General features: G+C 69.6%; 13 protein-coding genes. 4 read left to right on the forward strand and 9 right to left on the reverse strand.

From position 1 onward, the window contains the following. Nucleotides 1-543 precede the first annotated feature (543 nt). The 8 genes from J5Y10_RS24245 to J5Y10_RS24280 form a co-directional block, all read right to left on the reverse strand. Nucleotides 544-801, reverse strand: a complete 258-nt coding sequence (locus J5Y10_RS24245; RefSeq protein ID WP_209376713.1) for a hypothetical protein — start codon at nucleotides 799-801, stop codon at nucleotides 544-546. Between the two features lie 278 nt (nucleotides 802-1,079). Then, nucleotides 1,080-1,736: a DNA oxidative demethylase AlkB gene (gene alkB / locus J5Y10_RS24250; protein ID WP_245215044.1), complete on the reverse strand. Its 657-nt coding sequence runs from the start codon at nucleotides 1,734-1,736 to the stop codon at nucleotides 1,080-1,082. After that, on the reverse strand, nucleotides 1,726-2,430 hold the full coding sequence (locus tag J5Y10_RS24255; RefSeq protein ID WP_209376714.1) for a 2OG-Fe(II) oxygenase: 705 nt from the start codon (nucleotides 2,428-2,430) through the stop codon (nucleotides 1,726-1,728). The genes alkB and J5Y10_RS24255 overlap by 11 nt, the downstream gene beginning before the upstream one ends. Then, the gene (locus J5Y10_RS24260) at nucleotides 2,427-2,954 is read right to left on the reverse strand and encodes a methylated-DNA--[protein]-cysteine S-methyltransferase (RefSeq protein ID WP_209376715.1); all 528 of its coding nucleotides are present in this window, start codon (nucleotides 2,952-2,954) and stop codon (nucleotides 2,427-2,429) included. The genes J5Y10_RS24255 and J5Y10_RS24260 overlap by 4 nt, the downstream gene beginning before the upstream one ends. A 100-nt stretch (nucleotides 2,955-3,054) precedes the next feature. Continuing rightward, nucleotides 3,055-4,128: a bifunctional DNA-binding transcriptional regulator/O6-methylguanine-DNA methyltransferase Ada gene (gene ada, locus J5Y10_RS24265; protein ID WP_209376716.1), complete on the reverse strand. Its 1,074-nt coding sequence runs from the start codon at nucleotides 4,126-4,128 to the stop codon at nucleotides 3,055-3,057. Nucleotides 4,129-4,330: 202 nt separating this feature from the next. Next, nucleotides 4,331-5,026, reverse strand: coding sequence for a flavin reductase family protein (locus J5Y10_RS24270; protein ID WP_209376717.1), 696 nt, complete (start codon nucleotides 5,024-5,026; stop codon nucleotides 4,331-4,333). A 1,591-nt stretch (nucleotides 5,027-6,617) separates the two neighbouring features. Continuing rightward, nucleotides 6,618-6,875 (reverse strand): hypothetical protein, encoded by a 258-nt coding sequence (locus J5Y10_RS24275; protein ID WP_209376713.1) that lies wholly within the window; start codon nucleotides 6,873-6,875, stop codon nucleotides 6,618-6,620. 497 nt (nucleotides 6,876-7,372) lie between these two features. Beyond that, nucleotides 7,373-8,275, reverse strand: coding sequence for an MBL fold metallo-hydrolase (locus J5Y10_RS24280; protein ID WP_209376718.1), 903 nt, complete (start codon nucleotides 8,273-8,275; stop codon nucleotides 7,373-7,375). 85 nt (nucleotides 8,276-8,360) lie between these two features. On the opposite strand from J5Y10_RS24280, the gene J5Y10_RS24285 reads away from it, so the two are divergent. Beyond that, on the forward strand, nucleotides 8,361-9,368 hold the full coding sequence (locus J5Y10_RS24285) for a Bug family tripartite tricarboxylate transporter substrate binding protein (RefSeq protein WP_209376719.1): 1,008 nt from the start codon (nucleotides 8,361-8,363) through the stop codon (nucleotides 9,366-9,368). Between the two features lie 177 nt (nucleotides 9,369-9,545). On the opposite strand, the gene J5Y10_RS24290 is transcribed toward J5Y10_RS24285, so the two are convergent. After that, on the reverse strand, nucleotides 9,546-10,517 hold the full coding sequence (locus J5Y10_RS24290; protein WP_209376720.1) for a LysR family transcriptional regulator: 972 nt from the start codon (nucleotides 10,515-10,517) through the stop codon (nucleotides 9,546-9,548). Nucleotides 10,518-10,655: 138 nt separating this feature from the next. Here J5Y10_RS24290 and J5Y10_RS24295 point away from each other — a divergent pair, with 138 nt between their 5' ends. Genes J5Y10_RS24295 through J5Y10_RS24305 form a run of 3 tightly spaced genes read left to right on the forward strand, consistent with a single transcriptional unit; the run spans nucleotide 10,656 to nucleotide 13,683 of the window. Continuing rightward, entirely contained in the window at nucleotides 10,656-11,714 is a 1,059-nt protein-coding gene (locus tag J5Y10_RS24295; RefSeq protein WP_209376721.1) for a Bug family tripartite tricarboxylate transporter substrate binding protein, read from the forward strand. Between the two features lie 8 nt (nucleotides 11,715-11,722). Then, a complete protein-coding gene (locus J5Y10_RS24300; protein ID WP_209376722.1) occupies nucleotides 11,723-12,130 on the forward strand; it encodes an allophanate hydrolase-related protein in 408 nt (135 codons plus the stop codon). Between the two features lie 5 nt (nucleotides 12,131-12,135). Further along, the gene (locus J5Y10_RS24305) at nucleotides 12,136-13,683 is read left to right on the forward strand and encodes a sulfatase (protein ID WP_209376723.1); all 1,548 of its coding nucleotides are present in this window, start codon (nucleotides 12,136-12,138) and stop codon (nucleotides 13,681-13,683) included. The last annotated feature ends 338 nt before the right edge of the window (nucleotides 13,684-14,021 follow it).

The raw sequence follows: 14,021 nt of genomic DNA on the forward strand, positions 1-14,021 counted from the left end.
TGCGCCTCGGCGCGAGACAAACGACGGCGCACGGCATGCGCGACGGCCGTATTCGACCGCTACGGGCAAGCGGTTGAGCGATGTCCAGCCCGATCGTCAGCGGTTTGTCGTCCAGAGGCGCTGGCTCTTAGGAGCAAGGGTGCCCACCGGCACGGGTGAAATCTGCCGGAGGCGGACACCTCCGCCGTTAGCCCCGGCCGTTTGCCGCGCAGCGGCGCCGTCACGGCCAGTTGCACAATACCGTCGAGGTTGCGCGACACCGTATCGGCGAAGGTGTGGTAGTTCCGCGCCGTCAGGGCGCTGCACAGCAACGCCACCGTGCACGGTGCCTCCGCCCCGGCCCCGGCGGCGGGCGCCAGTGGCAGCGCGGCGGCCAGGATCAGCAGCCGGCGGTCGGGGGGGCAGTCGGCACGTTGCGCCGTTTCTTTCAGGGCTGCGTCCAGCGGAACCGTTCGCTGGGCGCGCCGTCTGCCCCCGGCGCCGTGGCTGCGGTGTGGCGGAACACGTCGGCGGTTTGCCCGCCGGGGTCCGCCCGCGCCGCGTTCAGTCCTTGCGGTGGCCGCGGCCGGACTGGGTCTTCTCGGCCCCTGCCGCGGCGGCGTGGCCCTTTTCCGCCTTGCCGGCGGTCGCGGTGGAGGTGTCGTCGGTCGGGGAGTCGTTGTCGGCGGCGGTGGATGCGGCCGGCTTGGGCGAGCCGTGGCCGTGCGTGGTCGGGGCCGGCGGCGGCCCGCCCTCGGTCACGTCGGGGGACGACGGCAGGCGGTTGCCGGGCACCAGGGGGCGTTCGTTCTGGTCGCTCATGGGGGCGTTCCTCGCGGTTCGTGCTCGCGAGGTTAACCCGGCGGGCGCCGGGCGAGTTGCGGCGGGAACATGGCCTTGGACCTGCGCTAACGGTGAAGGCGGAAGCTAGACCAGTGACCGACCTTGGCCGGGAGCGGCATTTCCGCTTCCGGGCGAAGCCCCCGGGACAGCGGCTGTAAGTCAATAGGCGAGCCCTGGCCACTTCCGCGGCTGAGGCGACCTTCAGGTCCGACGTGGGTCCGGTGGCGGCCAGTAGGCGAACATCGCAGGTCGGCAGGTCACCGGGCGACCCTGAAGGTCAGATTGTATCGTCGCTCGCCCGCAGGGCTCTCGCCGCCGCTCAGCGTGTCGACGCCGTGAAAGGTCAGCCGGGCCGGACCACCCCAGACCACCACGTCGCCGTGGAAGAGGCGTATTCGCATGGGCCTGTCGGCCCGGGTAGCGCCGCCCCACAGGAACGTTGCGGGCAGCCCCAGGGAGACCGAGACGATCGGGGCGTCGAAGTCCAGTTCGTTCCGATCCTGGTGGAGCGAGAGCCGGGACCCCGGCTCGTACCGGTTCATCAGGCAGGAATCCGGTTCGAACCCGCGATAACCTGCGACCTCGGCCGCCCGCCCGGCGAGGCGACGGAACGTCTCTGGCATCGCCGGCCACGGTTCACCGGTTTGGGGATCCAACGGATCATAGCGGTAGCCGGTCCGGTCCGTCACCCAGCCGACGCTCCCGCAATTGGTCATCGCGACCGACATCGGCCATCCGCCTGGTGTGACCATGTTCCGGAACGGCGCCCTGGCCTCGACGCGACGAAGATCCTCCAGCAGGGCCGGTGCATCCGGAGCGGCGAAGCCGCCCAGCAGCATGGCACCCGGCCGCAAGGGCATCGCATGTCGGCCTTCCCCGAACAGGTCCGGCGCAAACATCTCCTCAGGCTGCATCGTGGAAGATGATCCCGACCGTGTGTCGGCGCCCGGAGCGCAATTCGCTGACGCCATGCCGCAAGATCACCCGGTAATCCCCTTTGGCGCCACGGTGCGGCCGGCTGTTGACGGCGAACACCACGGCATCACCCCTGGTGAGCGGCACGACCGCCGGGCGCGATTGCATGCGTGGGCGCTGTTCAGTCAGGACGAACTCCCCACCTTCGAATGCCTCCCGCGGCTCCGACAGCAGCGCCGCCACCTGCAGGGGGAAGACGTGTTCGCCGTAGAGGTCCTGGTGGAGGCAGTTGTAGTCGCCCGGCTCGTATTGCAGCAGCAGCGGCGTCGGGCGGCGCTGTCCGGCGGCGTGGCACCGCTCCAGGAACTCCGCATGAGTGGCGGGGAACCGCACGTCCATCCCCATGCGCTCGTGCCAAGCGTTCGCGATCGGAGCGAGCTTCAGGTAGAGGCAGGTCCTCAGCTCCTGCACGAGATCGGGCAGGGGGTAGGAGAAGTAGCGGTACTCGCCCTTCCCGAAGCCGTGCCTGGCCATGATGACGTGACTGCGGAACGCGGGGGTGTCCCCGTACAGGGCGGCGATGGAGTCGCTCTGGTCGGCCGTCAGCAGCCCCGGCAGCACCGCCCAGCCCTGCCGGTCGAGGTCGCCGGCGAGCGCCGTCCAGTCGAACCTCTCGATGCGTGTTACGGTCATGCGGCCTTCTCCAAGGCGAGCAGCCTGCGCTTGCGGTGGACGCCCCAGCGATAGCCGGAGATCGAGCCGTCTGCCTTCAGGACACGGTGGCAGGGAACCACGACGGCGAGACGATTGGCGGCACAGGCTGCGCCCACCTCCTGCGCGGTGAGACCGGTGCCGATCGCCCGGGCAAGCGCACCATAGGTGCGGGTCTCGCCGCTCGGAATGGCGCGCAGCGCCGTCCAGACGGCGAGCTCCCCGGCGTTCCCGCGCATGTCCAGGTCGAAACCGGGTTCGCCGGTGGGCGCATCGAGGTAGCAGGCGACGGCGGACAGCACGGGGCCGATGGCGGTCCCGTTCTCGACGACATCGGCACCCGGAAGCGCCTCGGCCAGCTTACGGCTCAGTTCGTTCCGGTCGGCGCCGAGGAGCACCGCGGCAACGCCGCGCCGGCTGACGGCCACGGCTGCCAGCCCGGTGGTGGTCGGGTGATAGCCGTAGTGGATGGTATCGGCCGCGAAGGGCAGCACGTCGTCGCTCATGTCGCTTGCTCCATCTCTCATGGAGGGAGGATAGGTGGCAGTGCCGTCACCGGCGCTCCGGCTCTTGCTCTCGAATCGAAAGAGGAGCCGGAGCGGGAGATCAGGCAGAGGCAAGCTCACGATTGAGGATCGCGCGCTTGCGTTCGACACCCCAGGCGTAGCCGGAGAGGGCACCGTCGTTTCGAACGACGCGGTGGCAGGGGATCGCGACCGCCAGCCTGTTGGAAGCGCATGCGCCCGCGACGGCCCGTGTCGCCTTCGGCAGGCCGATGCGCTCGGCGACATCGGTGTAGGACAGGGTCTGCCCGACCGGAATGTCACGCAAGGCCTGCCAGACCCGCTGCTGGAATGCGGTGCCGCGAACGTCGAGCGGAAGGTCAAGCCCGACCTGCGGCGACTCCACAAAGCCGACCACCTTCGCGACGATCGCCTCGTAATTGGCATCGGCGCCGATCAACGTCGCCTTCGGGAAGCGATCCTGGAGGTTCCGTGCCAGGGCTTCGGGATCGTCGCCGAGGAGGATGGCGGCGACGCCCCTGGTGCTGGATGCGACCAGGATGGAGCCGAAGGTCGTCTCGCCGATCGCGAAGCGGATCTCCTCTCTCGCCCCGCCCTTGCGGAAGTTCGATGGGGTCATTCCGAGCATGGCGTTGGACGCTTCGTAGAAGCGGCCGCTCGAACCAAAGCCCGCATCGTACATCGCTTCGGTGACACTGTTCTCGCCGGCCAAGGCCTCGCGCAGGCGCCTCGCGCGATGGGCGGCCGCATAGCCCTTGGGCGTGAGGCCGGTGTGCGCCTTGAAGATGCGGTGGAAATGGCCGGGGCTCAGCGAGAGGGCCTCGGCGAGATCCGTCAGCGACGGTGCGGCCTCGCTCGTCTCGATGATCCGGCAGGCCCTGGTGACGATCTCGGCGTTCACGGCCTCAGCGGCCGGCCCGTCGGGCTTGCACCGCCTGCACGCCCTGAAGCCGGTCCTCCGCGCGCTTTCGAGAGTGTCGTGGATGGTGACGTTCTTCGGGTTGCAGCCGCGCGAGGCGCAGGACGGCCGGCAATACACACCTGTCGTGCTGACGGTGTACCAGAACTCGCCGTCGGCGGTCCTGTCGCGGGCGACGATGCGCGCCCAGCGCGGATCGGCGAGGTTTGCGGCAGCCTGCTTGTCCTGGCTGTTCATGGGGTTATTCCTCCTCATCCTGACCCTGAGGTAGCCCGGCCCGTGGCCTGCAACACTCCGGCTGTTGCTCTCGAATCTGAATACTGCGCCCCTGGCCTGCTGTGCGTGCGCCCGTTTCGGACAGTGCACAGCCCTCCCAGGCGAAGCCATGCCTGTTCGGAGGCATGGCTTCGACCTGCTCTCACGCCGGCTGATTGAAAGCTCAGCGAGTCGGTTCGAGAGCTTCGTGGCGGGCCCGATCCAGGTCAGGCATGCGATAGTCCTGCTCGTCGATCTGTGCGAGGCGTGACGGCACGACCTCAGTGTTCGAGACGCCGTAGAGCTTCTGGAAATTCATGATCAGCGGCTGCCACTTGGCGGGGTCGATCCGGTTCCGGTGCCCATCCATGAGCAGACCGGGATCGACGTGAACGCGGGTGATGCGCACTTCGAATGCCGAGATCAGACCCGCGACCTGGGGGTCATCCTCCATGAGATCGTGACGTGCCGCAACGACGGCCTCCAGCTGGATCGGGCACTCCAACGCGCGCGGAGCGGCCACGGTCTGCGATGTGAGGGGGGTCAGGCCAGCCGCCTCGAACTTGTTCGGCTCGTATGAATAGCCCAGCTTCTGCTTCAGCGCCGGGATCTCCCTGGTGCCGGTCAGCCGTGCCAGCCTGTCCACCGCGTCTGCCTGCCTGGCGGATGCCAGGTTCAAAACGCACTGCCCGGTGCGGATCATGTTTTGCGGTGTCTTCGACGCGGTCTGAAGGCCAAGCATACAACGCCATCCCAGCCACCATGCGGACGACATCGGTGCGAGGTTGGCGCTGCCATCCTCGTTCTGCGTGCTGATCAGGACTACCGGGGTCCCGAGATAGAGGATCGACGGCTCGATCGTGACATGGGTGTCGGCCATGAGTGGCTCCGCGGGTTTGTTAGAGAGCCGCTTATGGGGTTGTGCATGCTCCGGGGAACTCCGCTTCCTGCGCTGGAATCGAGCTGCCTTCAGTTGATCGTCCGCTAAGGAGGGTGAAGCGGGCGTACTCGCAGGAGCCTTCGACAGTCGCTCCCACCTATGGCGGCGGCATACGACCCGGGGTGCTAATGTCGGCTTTCGGGAAGTGGTCAGTGCTCCGCGAACTGCCGAATTGGGCGCTTACCGGCAGTCCGTTTGGTTGAACCCTCTTTTCCCCGGCGCAGCCACAAGGCCGCAGTCTGTGATCAGGAAGCGCGCCCTTAGGCGCGCCGGTCCGTCGAACCACTACCTAGGAGACAGACCCTACCTACCCCCACCCATGAACGGCGACCGGCAGGGTCGCCGGGTGGCGCCGAGCTCGGATGCGGGTTGGACGTCACCAACGAGGACGATGCCCATGATTGCCTGTGGAAACAGGACGCGCTTGTGAGCCCTCGGCCCCTCCGAAGCAGAACACCCCGGCCGCTATTGCCCACAACAAGGGCGCTCCTTGACCGTCACACAATGCTGTCCCACATTCCTGCCAAGTCAGCGTAAAGTCCTGAACCAATTAGGGAATCTTGCGTTCCTGGGTGGGAATCCTGGCGCCCCAACCAGCGAATCGGATTTCAATTTTATTTCAGGGACTTACGTCGGCGATCCAGCCCTTGGAGGTGGCCCGGCGGCCCGTGTCACACAACAGTGTCACACAACGGCCCACCCCTCCCGGCGCCAACCGCGCCGACGCACTACCCACTTCGCCCTGCGGGGCGGCCGCTGAGTCTGGCGCCGGCGGCTGCCCACGCGGGTGCTGCGGCACTTCGGGGCCGACGATTCCACGTGCGGATTTCGGGACATTCAGATAGCCCTGGACGCCAGCTTCGAGCGATGGGCGCGCGGCGTGTGATCAGGGCGCGCCGCTCCACCTCACCACCGAGTGGAGGATCAGCGCTCGTCAACGCTTGCTACCCGCGCCCGCTCTTGGTGGGCGGCAACACATGCCTGGGACTGCGCCTCGGCGCGAGACAAACGACGGCGCACGGCATGCGCGACGGCCGTATTCGACCGCTACGGGCAAGCGGTTGAGCGATGCACAGCCCAATCGTCAGCGGTTTGTCGTCCAGAGGCGCTGGCTCTCAGGAGGAAGGGTGCCCACCGGCACGGGTGAAGTCTGTCGGAGGCGGACACCTCCGCCGTCAGCCCCGGCCGCTTGCCGCGCAGCGGCGCCGTCACGGCCAGTTGCACGATACCGTCGAGGTTGCGCGACACCGTATCGGCGAAGGTGTGGTAGTTCCGCGCCGTCAGGGCGCTGCACAGCAACGCCACCGTGCACGGTGCCTCCGCCCCGGCCCCGGCGGCGGGCGCCAGTGGCAGCGCGGCGGCCAGGATCAGCAGCCGGCAGTCGGGGGGACAGTCGGCACGTTGCGCCGTTTCTTTCAGGGCTGCGTCCAGCGGAACCGTTCGCTGGGCGCGCCGTCTGCCCCCGGCGCCGTGGCTGCGGTGTGGCGGAACACGTCGGCGGTTTGCCCGCCGGGGTCCGCCCGCGCCGCGTTCAGTCCTTGCGGTGGCCGCGGCCGGACTGGGTCTTCTCGGCCCCTGCCGCGGCGGCGTGGCCCTTTTCCGCCTTGCCGGCGGTCGCGGTGGAGGTGTCGTCGGTCGGGGAGTCGTTGTCGGCGGCGGTGGATGCGGCCGGCTTGGGCGAGCCGTGGCCGTGCGTGGTCGGGGCCGGCGGCGGCCCGCCCTCGGTCACGTCGGGGGACGACGGCAGGCGGTTGCCGGGCACCAGGGGGCGTTCGTTCTGGTCGCTCATGGGGGCGTTCCTCGCGGTTCGTGTTCGCGAGGTTAACCCGGCGGGCGCCGGGCGAGTTGCGGCGGGAACATGGCCTTGGGCCTGCGCTAACGGTGAAGGCGGAAGCTAGCCCAGTGACCGACCTTGGCCGGAGGCGGCATGTCCACTCCCGGGCTATCAGTGTCGAGAAGCAGACATCAGCGGCCAATTTGCGAACGTGTGGTCGCCCCTTCTAGGGCGCTATTGAAGCATGAGCCTGCGTTCCTGGCTCTTTCCGTACCTTGTGGGACGGCAAGGCACGCATCGGCGCGACGGGGGGCTGCCGCACCGATCTCCAGCATGTCAGCCCTCCTCCTCGAAGAGCCAGAACTGGGTACTGCGGCTCCTGCTGGGTGGCCGGGGCAGAGGACGTTACCGCGGCAGGCTGCGCCTGCACGGCAGCCATGGGGAGGGCGGCCATGAAGGTGGCGGCTATGAGGGTGAGGCGCAGCCGCCTCGTCCTGCGTCCCCGCGTCCGGTCAGCCGGCCCTTCCGACTGCGACCTCGTCGGCTGTGAGGGTGAACTGCATGAGATCCTCGCCGAGCACCAGCTGGCCGTCATAGCCGGCGCGTGTTCGCTGCTCGATCTCCGCGAGGGAGACGGGCGGCGTGCCGGGCGCCCTGATCTGCACGATGTGGGTGAAGGCGGCCAGCCTCGGACGGGTGGCGGAGAAGATCTCCGCCGCCTGCTCCGGGGAGGTGTGGTGGTCCGCGATGGCCCTTGAGATGGAGTGGTCCGCCAGGCCGGGCGGCAACCCGCAGACCTCGTGGACGAGCAGGTCCACCCCGGCGCCGTACCGGACGACGTTCGGGTGCGGCTTCGTGTCGCCGGAGAGGAGGACGCTGCGCCCGCCATGGTCGATGCGGAAGCCCACGGCCGGGCGGATGTGCTGGCCGTGGTCCACCTCGAACGCCGTCACCCGCACCCCGGCCTCGTCCAGGATCACGCCCCCGCTCGCGGGGAAGTCCCGCGCCTCAATGCGCGTCGCCGCCTCAGGGACGCGCTCGTCCGCCATGCGGATGCGGATGTCGTCCGCGAAGGCTTCCCGGAGATGATGGGCCATCCGTTCCGTGCCGGGCGGGCCGAAGAGGCGCATCGGGGTACGGCGTCCGCCCCAGGCGGGAGGAACGTAGGAGCTCATCCACACATCCGCGAGCCCGTTCACGTGGTCCGAATGGAAGTGGGTGAGGAAGACGGCGGACACCTGCCCCAGAGGGACTCCGCACTGGGCGAGGCGGACGGGGCAGCCGCGCCCGGCATCGAACAGAAGGTTGAGCCCGCCCGCCTGGACGAGCGCGGCCGGACCGAAGCGCTCGGCGCTAGGGTTCGGCGTGCCGGTCCCCAGCAGCGTGACCACCATCCCTCCCGGATCAGCTTCCACGACGTCCTCCGCCCTTTTGCTCTGGCCCTTATCCCACGGCTCGCACATATTGGGTCAATAAGCTAGCCTATAGAGGGAGGAAAGGATGAAACTGCTCGGAGATCGTGCCGTGTTCATGATGCAGCGGCGCCACTTCGGTGCAGCGCTGCTGGCCGGCCTGGCAGCTCCGCGTCTGGCGCCGGCCCAGGAGGCGTGGCCCGCGAGGCCGGTCCGGATCGTCGCTCCCTTCGCGCCGGGCGGCGCGCCCGACGTGGCGATCCGCTTGGCGCTGCCGCGCCTGACCGAGAGGCTCGGCCAACCCTTCGTCGTCGAGAACCGGCCGGGCGGGAACGGCACCATCGCCGCTGAGGCGGTCGCGCGCGCCGCGCCGGACGGCTACACCCTGCTTCTCGCGACGAACTCCGTGGTGGCGATCAATCCGGCCCTCTTTGGCCCGCGCCTGGCCTACCAGCCGGAGAAGGACTTCGTCCCGATCGCGCGGCTGGCGAGGCTGCCCTTCTTCCTCTTCGTGCCGGCGCACTCACCCGCCCGCGACCTGAAGGGGCTCTTCGCCCAGGCCCGCTCGGCCAGGCAGCCCCTGGCTTACGCGACCAACGGTAGCGGCACGGTGGGGCACCTGGCGACGGAGCAGCTTCAGCGCGCCGCCGGGATCGAGCTGACGCACGCGCCCTACCGCGGCTATCCCGCCGCCCTGGCCGACCTGATCGCCGGGCGGGTGGACCTGTGCATCAGCGACCTCACGGTGTTCGGCGGGCCGCTGCGCGGCGGGCAGCTTCGCGCCCTGGCGGCGGTCGCACCCGAACGTTCCCCTTTCCTCCCGGATGTGCCGGCCCTGCCGGAACTCGGCTTCCCGGCCCTGGACGGCAGCGTCTGGTTCGGCCTGTTCGCCCCGGCGGGAACGCCCGAGGGCGTGATCGCCCGGCTGGATCAGGAGCTGAGGGACTGGCTCGCCCTGGAGGCGACCCGTGCGGGCCTCGCCAACATCAGCCAGGAGCCCGCCTATCTCGGCCGCGAGACGCTTCCGGCGCAACTGCGGCAGGAGAGGGCCCGCTACGCCGAGGTGATTGCCAGCGCGGGCATCCGGCCGGACTGACCTCCATGCGGCCTGCCATGAGCCCCTCGGAGGCTTGGGCAGGCTTCCCCGCCGCTCACATGGGCATGGCCGATCCTGCCGCCTCCCCCGCAGCATGGCGTCGGCGAGGATGGGAGATGGTCGTGAGAGCCTCGTCCTCCTCTGGACGCCGGCTCAACGGCATTGGTCACCCACTCCTCAGGGTGCCGGATCGAGACTGCTGCCCGACGTGGCGGAGTGCCCGCCATCGAGGGCCGTGGCACGGGGCCAGCTGCCCTCCGCCACCATGTTGGCGACGCAGTCGCGCATCAGGCCCGCGATGCGGGCCACGGCGTCCGAGCCCGCACGCCCCCTGGCGCGGGCGAGGAAGCGCCGCAGCCGGAGGTCGCCGATCGGCACGGCCCTCAGCGTCCCGGCCTCCAGTTCGGCCCTGACGACGGCCGCCACCTCCACCATCGGCCCGACGCCCGCCAGGACAAGCTGCCGTCCGACGACCGCCGTGTCGACCTGGGCGAGCGGTGACAGGGCCTGCCCTGCCTGAGCCTGAGCGGCCATCAGCATGCGCTGCATGGGACCATCCGGCGGGCCGGTGACCACCAGCGGCAATCGGCCCAGCGCGGCCAGTTCCACCCTGTCCTTGGCAAGCTGCGGGTCGTTGCGCAGGCCGATCAGGCAGACCGGCTCCTCCAGCAGCGGTGTTAGGAGGAAGCGGGACGGGTCCGTCGGGCCGTTGAGGATGGCGACGTCGACACGCCCCTCGTGGATCCACGTCTCGAGCACGGGGCTGGCCGCCGTCGTGATCCGCAGCCGCACATGGGGATAGCGGCGAAGGCTCAGCGCGGCCAGGCGCCCTCCGAAGAGCTCCGCCACGCTCGGCGAGAAGCCGAGGGCGACCGTGCCCTGGGGCTCCCGAGGCTGCGCGCGCGCCTCTTCCAGCAGGGCGCCGGCCTCGGCGAGCACCGCCTCCGCCCGGGCCAGCAGCACCTCTCCCTCGGGCGTCAGGGCGACGCCCCGGGCGTGGCGCTCCAGCAACTGGACCCCGAGCTCCGCCTCCAGCTTCGCGACCTGCCGGCTGAGCGCGGGCTGCGCCACCCGCAGCAGGGCAGCGGCCCGCCCGAAGTGCCGCTGGCGCCCGACGACCGTGAAGTAGCGGAGCTGGCGCAGTTCCAAGGGGATGATCCATGCCGGTCCGGCATCGGGCCTGTCGCCCGATGGTCTTGGACTTGCGGGGCATGGTGGCGCGACGATGGCTGAAAATAAAGCCGCCCCGCGCCGGGCTTGCCGGGGCTCCGGAGGAGACAACCACCCATGCCGACCGACATCCCTCCTGACTTTCGCGATCCGGCATCGACAGGGGCGAAGTGCATCGAGCCGGAAGCCCCGGCCGGGTGCTGCCGCCGCGAACTCCTCGGCGCCTCCCTCCTGATCGGGGGCGCCGCCCTGGCGCGCCAGGCCGCGGCGCAGGATCCCTGGCCCTCCCGCCCCGTCAGCATCGTCGTGCCCGGGCCCGCCGGCGGCACGGGGGACGTGATCTCCCGCTCCATCGTGCCGATCCTGCAGGCCTCCTTCGGGCGGCCGGTGGTGGTGGACAACCGGCCGGGGGCGAACGGCGAGGTGGGCACCCGCTTCGTGGCCCGCAGCGCCGCTGACGGCTACACGCTGCTCATGGGCTCGATCGGCCACTTCGCCATCAACTTCGCCCTGCGCCCTAGCCTCAGTTACGACCCGGTGAAGGACTTCGACCCCGTCACCCTGGTGGCGACCACGCCCAACGTCCTCGTCGTCAACCCGCAGAACCCGGCCCGGGACCTGCCATCGCTCGTCGCCTGGATGAAGGGCCGGGGCGACCGCACCTCCTACGCGACGAGCGGCGTCGGCTCCTCGGACCAGCTGACCATGGAACTGTTCAAGCAGCTCACCGGCACCCAGGCCCAGCACGTGCCCTATCCCGGCGGCCCCCCGGCCCTGACCGACCTCATGGCGGGGAATGTCGAGATGGCCTTCTTCAACCTGGGCAACGTCACGAACCATGTGCGCGAGGGACGGCTGCGGGCGGTCGTGATCACCTCGCCCGAGCGCTCCTCGCTGTTGCCGGACGTACCGACGGGGGTGGAATCCGGGCTACGCGACCTCGTCGTCACCTCCTGGCAGGCGATGATGGTGCCGGCGGGCGTGCCGGCCCCGGTTGTGGACCGCCTACACAAGGAGATCACCGCCGCGCTGCGCCAGCCGCAGGTGGTTCAGCGCATGGCGGAGATCGGCTTCACCGTCTCGGCCAGCACGCCGCAGGAGTGCCGGGCCTTCCAGGTGTCGGAGATCGGCCGCTGGAAGGCGCTGATCAATCGCCAGGGCATCCGGGCGGAGTAGGGGCGTGCATGACGGACGAGGCCGACTTCCTGCTCGCCGTGGGTAACCACCTGGCGGGCCTGTCCCGGCACCACGAGCTGCTGGACGAGGGGGCCAGGCTCCTTCACCCCGTGCGCACGGCGGCCTCCTACCGCCTGCTGACGCGCGGTGCTGCCGACAGCCCCAATCCGGGGCTGGTCGAGGCGGAGCCGGGGAGGGGCGCCCGCATCGAGGGCGAGTTGTACGCGCTGCCCGCCGGGGCCGTGGCGCGACTGGCCTCTCTCGTCCGCGCGCCCATCCGGCTGGGCCGCGTTCGGCTGGAGGACGGGGCGGAGGTGCACGGCTACCTCTGCGACCCGGCCGAGGCGGCCGGCGCGCGCGACATCAGCGATCTCGGCGGCTGGCGCGCCTTCCTGGCCGGCTCGAAGGGGGAGTAGGCACCGTGCGCGTCGTCTTCGTCCTGTTCGACAGCCTCAACCGCCACGCGCTGGGCGCCTATGGCGGCACCGCCGTGCCGACGCCAAACTTCGACCGCCTGGCGCGGCGCGCGGCCGTGTTCGATACGCACTACGTCGGCAGCCTGCCCTGCATGCCCGCGCGGCGGGACCTGCACACAGGGCGGCTGAACTTCCTGCACCGCGGCTGGGGGCCCCTGGAGCCCTACGACATCTCCTACGCCGCGCTGCTCGGGAAGGCCGGCGTCTACAGCCACCTCATCTCCGACCACTTCCACTACTTCGAGGATGGCGGCGCGACCTACCACCAGCGCTACTCGAGCTGGGAGTACATACGCGGGCAGGAGAAGGACAAGTGGAAGGCGATGGTGGAGCCGCCGCTGGAGCGGTTCAAGGCCATGTACCACCCGCTGCAGCATCCGGCCGAGCTCACGGACGGCCGGCTGAACTACATGGTCAACCGCGAGTACATGAAGGAGGAGGCCGATTTCCCCAGCGTGAAGTGCTTCGACGCGGCGCTGGAGTTCCTGGCCACCAACCGCCACGCCGCCCGCTGGCTGCTGCACCTCGAGACCTTCGACCCGCACGAGCCCTTCTACGCGCCGCCCCGGCTGCGGGAGCGGTTCCGGACCGGGTATGAGGGGCCGATCCTCGACTGGCCGCGCTACAAGCGGGTGACGGAATCGCCCGCCGAGGTCGCCGAGATCCGCGCGAACTACGCCGCCCTGCTCACCCTCTGCGACGAGCAGCTCGGCCGCCTGCTGGACGTGTTCGATGAGGAGGACCTGTGGCGGGACACGGCGCTGGTCGTCACCACCGACCACGGCTTCCTCTTCGGGGAGCACGAGTGGTGGGCGAAGAACGTGATGCCGTTCTACGAGGAGATCGCGCGCATTCCGCTGTTCTTCTGGCATCCCGCGCACCGCTCCGGCGGGAGGCGGGGGGCGCTAACGCAGACGGTAGACCTGATGCCCACGATCCTGGACTGCTTCGGGGTGGAGCCGCCATCGGTGGTGACCGGACGCTCCCTCCTGCCCGTGCTCGACAGCGATGCCAAGCTGCGGGACACCGCGATCTTCGGGATGTTCGGCGCGGCAGTGAACGTGACGGACGGGCGCCACACCTACTTTCGCTACCCGCCGGACATGATGACGCAGGAGCTGAACGAGTACGTTCTCATCCCGCTCCATCAAAAGAACTTCTTCGCGACGGAGGAGCTGGCCGGGGCGAGCCTCGTGGAGCCCTTCGGCTTCACCCAGGGCATGCCGCTGCTGAAGGTGCCGGCGCGCCCTGGGCAGACGACGCGGGAGCCGCCGCACGGGCTCTTCGACGAGGCGCGGACGGTGCTCTACGACCTCACATCGGATCCCGGCCAGGCCTCGCCGATCGTGGACGAGGCGGTGGTCACGCGCCTGACGGCAGGAATGGTCGAGGCGATGTGCCTGCACGAGGCGCCGGACGAGGCGTTCCTCCGCCTGGGGGTGGAGCCGCCTCGAACAGCTCACCGTGGCCGGACGATTTCGGAGGCCTCGTGATGGTGCCGCCGCGCTGGCTCACCTGGCTGATGCTCCTCACATCAAGGTGGAGGGGGCGCTATCGGCCGGAGCGGCGCTACATGCGCGGCGGCTGAACCTGCCAGACTGAATGGGCGGCTGCAACAATCCCAATCCACCTTGCGGGCGGCTAGCTTGATCGAAATGCGCTCGTCAGCGCGGCGATGCGAACACAATCCCGCACCCGGCATTGCAAGGTAGCGATGTCCGCTCTTGAGACGAACGCCAAGGCCACTGAGTGGCAGAGTTGGGCGCGAAGCAGCCGTGGCTGGGTCTGGCCGACTTCGCCCGGGTGGGTTCAGGGCGACCGTTACCTGAGC

Source organism: Roseomonas indoligenes (assembly GCF_017813365.1).
GTDB lineage: Bacteria > Pseudomonadota > Alphaproteobacteria > Acetobacterales > Acetobacteraceae > Roseomonas > Roseomonas indoligenes.

Coding starts and splice junctions, on each gene's coding strand:
- J5Y10_RS24245 (WP_209376713.1), bottom strand. CDS start 801: ATGAGCGACCAGAACGAACGCCCCCTGGTGCCCGGCAACCGCCTGCCG.
- alkB (WP_245215044.1), bottom strand. CDS start 1,736: ATGCAGCCTGAGGAGATGTTTGCGCCGGACCTGTTCGGGGAAGGCCGA.
- J5Y10_RS24255 (WP_209376714.1), bottom strand. CDS start 2,430: ATGACCGTAACACGCATCGAGAGGTTCGACTGGACGGCGCTCGCCGGC.
- J5Y10_RS24260 (WP_209376715.1), bottom strand. CDS start 2,954: ATGAGCGACGACGTGCTGCCCTTCGCGGCCGATACCATCCACTACGGC.
- ada (WP_209376716.1), bottom strand. CDS start 4,128: ATGAACAGCCAGGACAAGCAGGCTGCCGCAAACCTCGCCGATCCGCGC.
- J5Y10_RS24270 (WP_209376717.1), bottom strand. CDS start 5,026: ATGGCCGACACCCATGTCACGATCGAGCCGTCGATCCTCTATCTCGGG.
- J5Y10_RS24275 (WP_209376713.1), bottom strand. CDS start 6,875: ATGAGCGACCAGAACGAACGCCCCCTGGTGCCCGGCAACCGCCTGCCG.
- J5Y10_RS24285 (WP_209376719.1), top strand. CDS start 8,361: ATGAAACTGCTCGGAGATCGTGCCGTGTTCATGATGCAGCGGCGCCAC.
- J5Y10_RS24295 (WP_209376721.1), top strand. CDS start 10,656: ATGCCGACCGACATCCCTCCTGACTTTCGCGATCCGGCATCGACAGGG.
- J5Y10_RS24300 (WP_209376722.1), top strand. CDS start 11,723: ATGACGGACGAGGCCGACTTCCTGCTCGCCGTGGGTAACCACCTGGCG.